This window comes from Sorangium sp. So ce117, assembly GCF_051524395.1.
GTDB lineage: Bacteria > Myxococcota_A > Polyangia > Polyangiales > Polyangiaceae > Sorangium > Sorangium cellulosum_B.
In genome coordinates this window covers 426,614-438,023 of the sequence record NZ_CP150309.1, presented here as the reverse complement: position 1 = coordinate 438,023, position 11,410 = coordinate 426,614, and the positions used below count along the sequence as shown (strand labels likewise).

8 protein-coding genes are annotated in these 11,410 nt (G+C 72.2%); 3 read left to right on the top strand and 5 right to left on the bottom strand.

Features of this window, described 5'->3' with window-relative positions:
• Positions 1 to 9: 9 nt before the first annotated feature.
• The gene (locus WMF46_RS01740; RefSeq protein WP_437984001.1) at positions 10 to 1,161 is read right to left on the bottom strand and encodes an alpha/beta fold hydrolase; all 1,152 of its coding nucleotides are present in this window, start codon (positions 1,159 to 1,161) and stop codon (positions 10 to 12) included.
• Positions 1,162 to 1,482: 321 nt separating this feature from the next.
• On the opposite strand from WMF46_RS01740, the gene WMF46_RS01735 reads away from it, so the two are divergent.
• The 3 genes from WMF46_RS01735 to WMF46_RS01725 are packed head-to-tail and all read left to right on the top strand — an operon-like array spanning position 1,483 to position 7,535.
• Positions 1,483 to 2,412, top strand: a complete 930-nt coding sequence (locus WMF46_RS01735) for a hypothetical protein (protein ID WP_437984000.1) — start codon at positions 1,483 to 1,485, stop codon at positions 2,410 to 2,412.
• Positions 2,413 to 2,424: 12 nt separating this feature from the next.
• Positions 2,425 to 7,155 (top strand): sigma 54-interacting transcriptional regulator, encoded by a 4,731-nt coding sequence (locus tag WMF46_RS01730; protein WP_437983999.1) that lies wholly within the window; start codon positions 2,425 to 2,427, stop codon positions 7,153 to 7,155.
• Positions 7,152 to 7,535: a hypothetical protein gene (locus WMF46_RS01725; protein ID WP_437983998.1), complete on the top strand. Its 384-nt coding sequence runs from the start codon at positions 7,152 to 7,154 to the stop codon at positions 7,533 to 7,535. Before WMF46_RS01730 ends, WMF46_RS01725 begins: the two co-directional genes overlap by 4 nt.
• 72 nt (positions 7,536 to 7,607) lie before the next feature.
• Here the strand turns inward: WMF46_RS01725 and WMF46_RS01720 are convergent, their stop codons facing one another.
• From WMF46_RS01720 to WMF46_RS01705, 4 genes are all read right to left on the bottom strand, one after another.
• Entirely contained in the window at positions 7,608 to 8,318 is a 711-nt protein-coding gene (locus WMF46_RS01720; RefSeq protein ID WP_437983997.1) for a hypothetical protein, read from the bottom strand.
• A 364-nt stretch (positions 8,319 to 8,682) separates the two neighbouring features.
• The gene (locus WMF46_RS01715) at positions 8,683 to 9,132 is read right to left on the bottom strand and encodes a hypothetical protein (protein ID WP_437983996.1); all 450 of its coding nucleotides are present in this window, start codon (positions 9,130 to 9,132) and stop codon (positions 8,683 to 8,685) included.
• Positions 9,133 to 9,532: 400 nt separating this feature from the next.
• Positions 9,533 to 10,756 (bottom strand): matrixin family metalloprotease, encoded by a 1,224-nt coding sequence (locus WMF46_RS01710; RefSeq protein ID WP_437983995.1) that lies wholly within the window; start codon positions 10,754 to 10,756, stop codon positions 9,533 to 9,535.
• Between the two features lies 1 nt (position 10,757).
• The gene (locus tag WMF46_RS01705) at positions 10,758 to 11,330 is read right to left on the bottom strand and encodes a hypothetical protein (RefSeq protein ID WP_437983994.1); all 573 of its coding nucleotides are present in this window, start codon (positions 11,328 to 11,330) and stop codon (positions 10,758 to 10,760) included.
• Positions 11,331 to 11,410: the final 80 nt, after the last annotated feature.

Genomic DNA, 11,410 nt, shown 5'->3' with positions numbered 1-11,410 from the left:
CGCGGCGTCCTACGCGCTCAGCTGCTCGCGCTCCCTCGCCGCCGCCCGCCGGATGCGCGTCTTCAGCCAGGCCTCGATGAGCGGCCACACCGTGAGCGGCGCGTCCCGGCCGACGACGATGTCGAGGTGGCCGCGCGGGAACTGGCGGTACGTCTTGTCCGAGGAGCGGCTGAAATCGTACGCGGGCTTCACCGACGCCGGCGGCGCGAGGTCGTCGTGCGTGCCCGCGATGACCAGGAGCGGCAGGTCGAGCTGCTCGAAGCGCTCGGCGTAGCCGAAGAGGCTCCCCATGTGGTGGCCGCTCTTCCGCGACGCCGCCGCGTCCAGGAACATGTTCCGGAGCACCGTGATGCTGCCGCTGTCCATCGCCAGCGACATGTGCTGCGTGAGCACCCGCGTCTCCATCGAGCCGGGCACGAACCCCCGGATCGGCAGCGGAAAGATCGGGCTCTCGACGAACGCCCGCACGAACCGGAACGGCTCGCCCCACGCCGACAGCGGGAGCGCCCCCTGCCCGAGCGGGACGCGCCGGTCGACCGTCAGCATCAGCCGGCCGAGCAGCGCGAGCGACCGCGACCCGTGCGTGAACAGGTACGGGCTCCCGAGCGTGACGATCCCGCCGACCGCGTCCCCCATCGTCGGCGCCGTCGCGTAGCCGACGAGCCCCCCGAGCGAGTGGCCGATCAGGTACACGGGCCGCGGGCCCGAGATGCGCCGGATCTCCTCGATCGCCGCCGGCACGTCCTCGCGGACGAAATCGGTCACGTGGGCCGGCCGCCGCGCCCCGAGGTGCCGCGACCGACCGTGCCCCCGCAGGTCCAGGTTGAAGACGTCGAAGCCCGCGCGCGCCAGGTAGTTCGAGAAGCTCCGCGACGGCAGGTGCCAGATGTACCGGTTCTGGCCGTACCCGTGCACCAGCAGCACGCTCGCCACCGTGCTCCGGAGCCGCGCGCTCCGCTTGCGGATCATCGCCAGCGGCACGTCGTGGACCACCGCGTCCGTGTCCTCCACCCCCGGCGCGCGCGCCCCCTCGACCCCACGGCTCGCCGGCGGCAAGTCGTGCGCGGTGCTGCGGACCCGCACCACCACGAGCTCCTTGATGAACCTGTCCCGCTCGTCGCGGTCGATCGTCTGCTCGACCTGGGCCTGATGCAGGATCATCCTTTCCGTCTATTGCGGATTATTTTGCTGTGCGCAACCTCGTTTGGTCCGCCAGCAATGCCGCCGCCGTGGGGCCCTGCCGCGCCGATATCGCACGGCCACCGACGGCGATCACGAGCAGCCGCGCTCTGGCGCGCCGTCATGGAAAAAGCTCCGCCGTGGGCGGTCCGCAGGCGTCACACGGCGCTGCGTCTCGTGTACCCTCCCCTCGCTGGTGCCCGGTCCACCGGGGCGCGCGGAGAACCCGATGCTGGCCTCGGCGCGCCCGTTCCGTGGGCGCGGAGCCCGGCCCTGAACTTACGCATCGCTAGGTGACCTACAATGGACCACGTGAAGATGGGTCGGCAGCTCGCGGTCGGGGTGCACGCAAGGGCCGCCGCGCTCGCCGCATTGCTCGGCGCCGTGAGCTTCTCGTCGAGCGCCGGCGCGCAGCCCAAGGACGACGCCGAAGGCAACCTGGACGACTCCGCCGCTGCCGAGAAGCAGGCCACGGACGAGAAGGCGCAGGACGACAAGGCGCCCGGCGAGAAGGACAAGCCGCAGGACGCGCCGCCCGAGGCGGCGGATGAGAACGCCCCGTTCGAGCGCGAGGGCAAGACCTATCGGTTCGCCGGGCTCCGGTTCCGGAACCTCATCGTGCCGAAGGCGATGATCAACCTCTTCGCGGACGGCGGGTCGAGCGTGAACGTGTTCACGTTCGGCCCGGAGCTCTCGACGCGCAGGGACGGGCTCGAGATCGATCTGGCGATCTCCTACGCGGACTACTCGATGGATCCCTTCCTCTTCAAGGGGAAGAACGACGGCAACGACGCCTGGGAGATGGTGTCGAGCACCATGAAGCTCGTCTACTTCACGACCGATCTCCTCTACGAGATCCCGCTCGACAAGGAGAAGGGCCGCTTCTCGCTGCTGATCGGCGGCGGCGTCGGGCTCGGCGTCGTCTTCGGCGACCTCTACCGCGCGCAGGCGTACCCGAACAACCCGTCGCGCCTCGACCCCGACGACGTGGGCTCGTGGAGCAAGTGCGCCGGCCCGAGCGGCGGCTTCTGCGACGGCTCCAACGAGCATTTCGGCGACTACGACGAGCCGAGCTGGATCAACGGAGGCTCCAAGCCGTCGGTGTTCCCGTGGATCTCGTTCCCGCAGCTCAGCTTCCGGTACAAGCCGATCAAGCAGCTTCAGACGCGGCTCGACGCCGGCTTCTCCATCACAGGGTTGTTCTTCGGGCTGTCCGCGGGATATGGCCTCTGATCGAGGGATGAGGTGACGTCGCGTCCGCTGTTTCCGCCGCGTTATGAGCCGATCGGGGCCCTCGGAAAGGGCGGTGGTGGCGAGGTGTGGGCGGTGCGCGACCGCCTCACCGGCAAGACGGTCGCGCTGAAGACGCTCGGCGAGGAGGCGGACGAGCCGGAGGTGCTCGCGCTCGTCCGCGAGGCGGCGGCGCTGTCGGGCGTCGAGGGCCTCGGCGTGCCGCGCGTCCTGCGCTTCGGCCGGCTGCCCGCGTCAGGGCGGCCCTTCATGGTGCGCGAGCTCGTCGAGGGGACGAGCCTCGCCGATCTGCTCGCGCGCAAGGGCGACCTGGCCAGGAACCTCGCGGCCATCGCCGACGCGGCCGATCAGCTGACGCGCCTGCACCGCGCGCTCCTGCTGCACGGCGACGTGAAGCCCGCGAACATCATCGTCGGCGAGGGCGGCCGCGCCACGCTCGTCGACCTCGGCCTCGCCGCGCCGTTCCGGGACGACGGCTCGCGGCCCGTGGGCCTCACGCCCCGCTACGCTGCGCCGGAGCTCTTCAAGGGCGACCCGCTCACCGTCCGCGCCGAGGTGTTCGCGCTCGGCGCGACGCTCGCCGAGGCCCTCCGCGACAGCGGGGGCGAGCGTGATCCGAAGGTCGTCGAGGCGCTCCAGGGGGTCGTCGACCGGGCGACCGCCAAGGACCCGAACGCGCGCTACCCGAGCGCCGACGAGCTCGCGAACGCGCTCCGGCGCGCGGCGCGGCTCCCCTCCGGGCCGGGAGAGGAGGCCGCGAGGCCGGGCGAGGCGGGCGCGAGGCCCGACGCGGAAGCGGGCGCCGTGGTCTGGCCCATCGTCGGGCTGGACGCGCCCTCCACGCGGCTGCTCGCGCAGATCATGGCGCTGCCCGCGGGCGGCGGGCTCTCGATCGAAGGCCCGCGCGCCTCCGGGCGGAGCGCGCTGCTCCGGCGCATCGCGTGGTCGCTCGAGGTCGGCGGGTACGCCGTCGCGTGGGTCGAGGCGGCCGGCGTGGCAGACCCGCGCGAGGCGCTCTCGATCGAGCTGTCGGAGCACGATCTCGGCCGGGTGACGGCGCTCGTCGACGACGCCGATCGGCTCGGCGACGCGGCGATCGAGCGGCTCGACGAGGTGCGGAAGGCCGGCGGCAAGCTCGTGCTCGTGCTCGGGGATCCATCGGACAGCGGCGCGGACCGGGCGCCAGGCGCGCGGCGCGGCGCGCGCGGTGCGCCCACGGACGGCGCGCCTTCACCCGCGCGCCTGGGCCGCGGGTTCGAGCGCTTCGAGATGGCGCCGCTCGACGAGCAGGTCGCCCGCGAGCTCGTGCAGCGCACCATCCCGTCGCTGAGCGACGCGGTGGCGGCGCACGTCGTCTCCCGCGCGGGGCGGTGGCCCGGGCGCATCCGCGAGATCGTCGCGTGCATCGCGCGCGCGCCCGTCGCGTCGACCGAGGACGTCGATCGGCTGCTCGACGCGCCCCCGACGAGCGCGGTGGCGTCCGGGCCGGGCGGCGCGGGCGCCGAGGGGGCGGCGCTGCCGCCGGCGGAGATCCACCGGCTGCTCGACCGCGGCCACTTCGACGCGGCCGCGGAGGCGCTCGGGCGGCACGAGGGCGACGGCTCGGCCGCCGCGGTGCCCACCTTGACGCTCGCGCGCGCGCGGCTCGCCATGAACCGCGGCGACACGGCGCGGGCGCTCGCCGAGCTCGGGCGCGTGAAGGACCAGGTCGAGGCCTCGGACGATCACGCGCTGGCGGCGTTCTGGTCGCTGCAGATGGCCCGCGCGCTCGTGCGCGCCGGCGACTACGGCGAGGCGGAGCGCCGCGCGGGCGAGGCCGTGGAGCGGGTGGGCCCGCTCAAGATCGAGGCGGGGCTGACCGGCGCGTCGCGCCCCGAGCTCACGACGGCCGCCGCGTTCGGCGCCTCGCCCGAGGCGATCGTCTCCGAGGCGGTGGCGACGCGCGGGCTCGCGCAGAGCTTCGCCTCGCGGCACGAGGACGCGAAGCGCACGCTGGAGCACGCGGTCCGGCTCGCGCGGCTCACGGGAGAGCCGCGGATCCTGTCGGTCGCGCTCGTGTCGCTCGCCTTCGCGCTCCAGCGGGACGACCACCTCAGCGAGGCGAAGGCGGTCTACGAGGAGGCGCTCACGGCCGCGGAGCAGGCCGGCGACGCGGGCACGCTCGCGACGACCCGCCTGAACCTCGCCGCGCTCACGAAGCTCCAGGGCGACCTCGGCGCGGCCATCCGCCACCTCGAGGCCGCCGTCGACCTGGGCCGGCGCTCCGGCCGCGTGGCGACGATCCGCCAGGCGCTCCTCAACCTCGCCAACCTCGACCTCTACCTCGGGCGGCTCGCGCGGGCCCGGGTGTCGCTCGACGCGCTCGCCGCCCAGCGCGCGGATCTCGCGCCGCAGCAGCAGGCGCAGCTGCTCGCGCTCGAGGCGGAGCACGCGGCGCGCTCGGGCGATCTCGAGCAGGCCGAGCGGCTCTGCCTCGAGTGCGCCGAGGCGTACGAGGCGATGGGCCGGCGCATCGACGGGGTCGAGGCGCGGCTCGAGCGCGTGCTCTTCGCCGTGGCGCGCGCCGGCGCGGAGCCGCGCGCCCTCGGCGAGGAGATCGACGTGGCGTCGGAGCGCCTGGGGACGACTGGCGCTCACCGCGCCCTGCTCGCGCTGGCCCGCGGCCGCGTCGCGGCGCTCGCGCGCGACGAGTGGCGGGCCCGGGCGGCGTACGACGAGGCGCTCGACGCGGCGCGCGCCGCGGGCCAGCGCGACTGGATCTGGCGCGCGCTGGAGGCGCGGGCGCAGCTCGAGACGGAGCGGGGGCACCTCATCCGGGCGCGCCACGACCGCGAGGAGGCGCTGATCACGCTGGAGGAGATCGCCTCGAAGCTGCCGCGCGACCTCCGGGAGGTGTTCTGGAACGACGCGCGGCGCAAGGAGATCCGGGCGGCCGCGATGCTCGAGCTGATGAGCAGCCGCACGGTGCCGTTCACCCAGCAGAGCGCGGCGGCTCAGGCAGGCGCTGCGACCCCGCAGGGCGAGGACCGGCTGGCGCGGGTCCTCGAGATCAACCGCGAGATCGCTGGCGAGCACGACCTCACGCGCCTGCTCGCGAAGGTGACCGATCACGCGATCGCGCTCCTCCAGGCGGAGCGCGGGTTCATCATCCTGCAGCGACCGCCGCGCGACGAGCTGCAGCAGGTCGCGGGCGAAGGCGCGGTCGATCTCTCGATTCACGCCTCGCGCGACCAGGCGGGGGACGACCCGCACGCGCGCTTCTCCAGCTCGATCGCCGAGCGGGTGATCTCCACGGGCGAGCCGGTCGTGACCGCGAGCGCGCGGGACGACGCGCGCATGAGCGATTACGTCTCGGTGCACCAGCTCATGCTGCAGTCGGTCGCGTGCGTGCCGATCCGGCAGCGGAGCGGGCAGGTGATCGGCGCGCTGTACCTGGAGACCCGGCTGAGCGCGGCGGCGAAGTTCGAGGTGGAGCTCCCGACGCTGACGGCGCTGGCCGATCAGGTCGCGATCGCCATCGAGACGGCGCGCCTCGTGAGCGAGAACGAGCGCCGCGCCCGCGAGCTCGAGCGCGCGAACGAGGAGCTGCGCGCGGCGCGCGCCAAGCTGGAGGAGCTCCTCGGCCACCGCACCGCGCAGCTGGCCGCGACGCGGCGGGATCTGCGCTCGGCGCGCGCGGTGATCCGCGGCCATTTCGGCTACGAGGGCCTGGTCGGCACGAGCGAGGCGATGCGCCGCGTCTACGCGCTCATCGACCGGGTGAAGGACACGGACATCCCGATCCTGATCACGGGCGAGAGCGGGACGGGCAAGGAGGTCGTCGCGCGGACGATCCACAACGCGAGCCCGCGGGCGAAGAAGCCGTTCGTCGGCGTCAACTGCGGCGCGATCCCGGAGCACCTGCTGGAGAGCGAGCTCTTCGGGCACGTCCGCGGCGCGTTCACGGGCGCCGATCGCGACCGGAAGGGGCTCTTCCGGGAGGTGACCGGCGGCACCATCCTGCTCGACGAGATCGGGGAGATGCCGCAGAAGATGCAGGCGGGGCTGCTGCGCGTGCTTCAGGAGAAGGTCGTCCGTCCGGTCGGCGGCGCGCGTGAGGAGCCGGTCGACGCGCGGGTCATCGCGGCGACGCACCGGGATCTCGCCGACATGGTCTCGCGGAGCACGTTCCGCGAGGATCTCTATTACCGGCTGCACGTCGTCGAGGTGCGGGTGCCGTCGCTGCGCCAGCGGATCGAGGACATCCCGCTGCTCATCGACTACTTCCTCGGGATCTTCGCCGCGCGCTACGGCCGCGATCGCCGCAGCGTGTCCCGCGCCGCGCTGAAGCGGCTGTCGGCGTACACCTGGCCCGGGAACGTGCGGCAGCTCGAGAACGTGCTGCTCAACGCGTGGGTCCTGTCGGATCGCCCCGAGCTGGAGAGCGAGGACTTCGAGCTCCCCGACGCGGCGCCTCGGTCGCTGCGGGGCTCGCTCGACAGCGGCGCCACGCCCCCGCCGCGAGCGCCCGCTGGCGGCGGGGCGCCCGCGAGCGCGGGCCGGGCTCCGCCGTCGAGCGACCCACACCGCGTCGAGACGTCGCTGGACGCGCACAAGGCGAGCGAGCGGGAGCGGATCCTCGTCGCGCTCTCGAGCTGTAACTGGAACCGGGTGAAGGCGGCGCAGGTCGTGGGCCTGCCGCGCCGGACGTTCTACCGGCGCCTCAAGGAGTACGGGATCCAGTGAGCGATCGTTCGAACCTCGCCGCCTCCATCGACGGCGCGCCCCTCGCCGACGAGGAGGCGCGCGATCTCTGGACGCGGTTCAGCCGGTACATGGATGAGCACCGCGGCGACATGGCGGGCTTCGCGCGCGAGAACGGCTACGTGAGCGTAACGCCGACCTTCGAGCGCGGGCAGGCGCTGCTCGTCGTCCGGACGACGGAGGCGCCGCCGGAGAAGCCGGCCCAGCGCCCCGGTGGAGAGAAGCCGGCCCAGCGCCCCGGCGGAGAGAAGCCGGCCCAGCGCCCCGGCGGAGAGAAGCCGGCTCAGCGCCCTGGCGGAGAGAAGCCAGCGCCGCGCGGCGGAGGCAGCAGCAAGCCAGCGCGCGGCAGGCGGCGGCGCTGAGCGCCCGCGGTACGGGCGCGAATCGCGAGCTGCCTCGATCCCGGCGGAGAGGCGCCCCGATCGGCCGGAGCCTCACCGCGACTTGCCGGCCCCTCCGGGGAAGTCCTTGCGCTTGATCTTGGCGCGCCGGCCGTCGGGGTGGTGGAACACGATCCCCTCGGCGAGGTGGCCCGGGGCGAAGCGGCTCTCCAGGTGCTGGAACAGGCCGCGGAGGCCGTCATAGGTCCTCGGGACGTCATCGTAGGCGGGAATCTCGAGGTTGAACGGCACGACCATGTGCCTGGCGAGCCCGAGCGGGTTGCCCTGAATGCTCGGTCCGAGCGCCTCCGCCGAATGCTCGCCGTCCGGCCAGCCCTGGAACTCCGTCCCGCGAACCGCCTCGAAGATCCACCTGTCTTCCGGCCCGTGCTCGTCGGCGTCGACGTACCAGCCGTCGATGATTCCCTGCTGCTTCTGGAGCTTGCTCGGGTTCCTGCGCTTCTCGACCCGGACCACGTGGCCCGAGCGGATGGTCAACCGCACGTTCGTGCCGTCGAGCTTCTCGGTGGGACGGCCCTCGCCCGCAAAGACCCACTCGCACCCCTCCCGCGGCTTCGGGAGCACCTTGAAGTCGTCGCCGCGATCGAAAATCGTCGGAATCTTCTCCATGACCTGAATGCCCTTTCGTACGTGGCCGAGCAGCTCGTCAGGGGTGATGACGCCCCCAGCGAGCCCGCTCGCCAGCGCACGCACCAGCTCCGCGACGGAGGTGCTCGCCTCGAGCGCGACGCGCTTCAGCGCCATCCGCTCCTCCGGCGAGATCCACGCGACAAGGCGTGACCAGCCTTCGGGCGGAACCCATGTCGCGAGCTGCTGCGGATCTTTCCTCGGTCTGCCGCGCGGGCGGCCTGGCGCTGTCACGAGCTTCAGGGTAGCCCGATTTTCTGTTGTGTCAATTGGCAAAACAAAAATTGGGAGCGAGGTGGGAGAGGTAGGAACAGGTAAGACGTCGAGTGCTGCCCTCGTGTCGAGCGCTGCTCTCGTGGAGATCGGGAGCCAGGGCGAGCTCCGCGCAGGCGCGCGTGGACGCGCGCCCGGGGACATCGGGGGCTCCATGCGCGGTGACGCCCTGGCCCTGCAACAGGGCTGCTGGTCTGCCGACGCGGGTTCAGTCGGGGAGGATCCAGGTGGCCTTGGCGGTGCAGCCGTAGGCGTCGAGCGCGCCGGGGTGCGTGAGCGGGACGAGCTTGGTCTGGCCCTTCGCGAGCGGCCCGGTGACCGAGCGGGTGTAGGGCCCCGGATCGCCGTAGTAGTGCGTGACGGTGAAGGTGATCTTCGCCCAGTCCGGAACGCCGAAGAGCGAGGTGTTCTTGATCGCGGCGTTCGGGTTGAAGATGCTGGGATAGGTGATCGAGCAGGAGAGGTTCACGGTCTTCGTGACCGGGCCGCCGCCGTCATCGCCGCCAGGACCGATGATCGCCTCTGCGCCCTCGCCCACGACCTCGGCGGCGTCGCTCGCGCCCTCATCGGCGCTGTCGCCCTCGAGCGGCTCGGCGATGCAGCCGACGAGCGAGGAGGACGAGATGAGCGAGCAGAGGAGCAGGTTCTTGATGTTCATGGTGGTGTGTCCTTGGGCCTTGTGTTCGCGCTCGCGAGATCGCGTGTCGACGGCCTCTTTGCGAGCTCGAGCTCGCCTCGGCGTCCCTCGTCGCTGTCTCGCGGCGTCGCATCCGGATAGAGCAACCGGCGGGCCAGGTTGTCGGGGTGCTTCGGCCCGCCCTCGGCGCGCCCAGGATCCGCGGGGAAGACGGCCTATCTCGGGGTTTTCGCGCTCCACCGCGCCGCGCCGGCGGGCGCCCGCGCGGCGCGGTGGAGGTCAGAGCCCCCACGCCGACGGCGCGGGCCTCCACCAGGTGTCCTCTCAGGTGCTCTCTGGTCCGGAAGATCGCGGCAGGCCCAGAGTCGATCCGCGCCCCCGCGGGGGCCGGCGCTCCCCCTGAAGCCCCGCGATCGAACGCTCAGCGCCGGCGCCGTCGCGACGCCAGCGCGCCGAGCACGCCGAGGAGCATGACGCCGCCGAGATCGGCCGATCGGCCGGTCGTCGAGCAGGAGCACCCGGCATCGCCGCCAGACTCCTCATCGCCGCTCTTCGGCGTGTCGTCCGGATCGGCGCCGCCCGCGCCGCCCACCCCGCTGCTCGAGGCGACCGACGAGCTCACGGTCGCGCCCACGGTCGATCCGCCGCCGGCCGATGAGGAGGAGGTCGACACGCTGCTGCCGTCCGCTCCGCCATCGCCTCCGCTGCCGCCGGCGCCGCCGGCGCCGCTGCCGCCGCCATCGAAGCCAGCGCACTCGGTCGAGCACTCGGTCGAGCATTCCCCGCAGATGCACTCGAGGATGCGGATATACATGCCGGCGCCCTCGGCATGGTCATCCATGCATCGCTCGACGCACGCGTCGTCCTGGCACTCGTTGACACAGCCGATGAATCCCTTGCACGCGTTCGACCCACCGCACGCGTCATAGGGCGCCCTGCAGGTGTCCGCGAGCGAATCGTTCGAGCAGCTATCGCAGCTGCTGCCGCCGCCGGTGGCAGCGCTCGTGGCGCTCGCGGCCGTGGTCCCGCCGATGGGATACAGCGCGCACACGCCGTCGATGTCGTCCTGCTCGATGGTGCGCATCGACGAGCCCACGACATAGTAAGGGGTCATCGTCGCGGTCCGCTCGCCGGAGTGGCCGAGGCCCAGGAAATGCCCCTCTTCGTGCGTGGCGATCGACTGCGTGTCGACACAGCCGTTGTTGCCGGTGTCGTTCCAGCAAAACCCGACGTCGTTGAAGACCATGTCGGCGTCCACGATCGCGCCGTCGAACTGCCAGACCGGCATCGTGACGCCGATGACCGAGTTGACGTCGCCGAGCATGTTCGGCCAGGAGGAGCTGACCCACTGAAACACGTTCTTGCCGTCGTTGTAGTTGTAACGGTCGGTGGTGTCGCCGAGGAAGTCGACCTGCCACGCCGTACACCCCGCGTTCGACCACGTCTCGAACCCGGTCTCGACACGGTCGACGGCGAAGGCGGAGATCTCGCCCGGGATCGTGGAGCGGTTGATGTAGTAGGTGACGGGCAGCTTGCCCCAGCGGGGGACCACGTCATCGAGCGGCGTCCACGCGGCGGCCTCACGGGCCACGGCGAGGGACGAGACGGCGCCGAGCAGGGCGGCGAGGGCGACGCGGCGCCTCACCTCACTTCCCTCCCGCGATGCGCACGACGTCCGTCATGAGGCTCTCGATGGGCTCGACCGCCTCGACGGGCGTCTCGACGGGCACCAGCGCGGCTCCGGTCCGCCGGACGAGGTGCAGCCCATCGAGGATGCGCCGCGCCATGCCCCTCTTGTCCACGTGATACGCCGACAGCGCCAGCGCCGTGAGGTGCCACCGCCCCTTGTCGCCCGAGCGCAGGAAGACCAGGGCGTCCTCGCCGGGCGAGAGCTTGGCGTCGCCGAGCAGCCGCTGTGTCTTGCCGTTGTAGGTCCCGCCCATCTGCTCCAGCACAATCATCTTCGAGCCCCCCTTGTCCGCCGCGCCACCCTTGAGCGGCTGGGTGATCGTGAGCTCGGTGCGGGTCACGATCGATTTTCCGTCGTCGGATTCCGTCGTGTACGATCGGCCGACGATCACGCGCGCGATCGTCGCCGACTGGCGCACGAGCTCCTCCCGCGAGAGAAGGACGGCCGTCGTCGCGTCCGCGGGCGCACCGATGCCTAGCAGAGCGAGCGCGGCGGACAGGGCGAGCACTGCTTTCAAGCCTCTCTTCATGTAGATGACTCCTTAAGACATTCTTTTCTATCCCGAAGCGCGCGCGGCGGCCAACCAGGAAACAGCGCTGCAACGTGCTC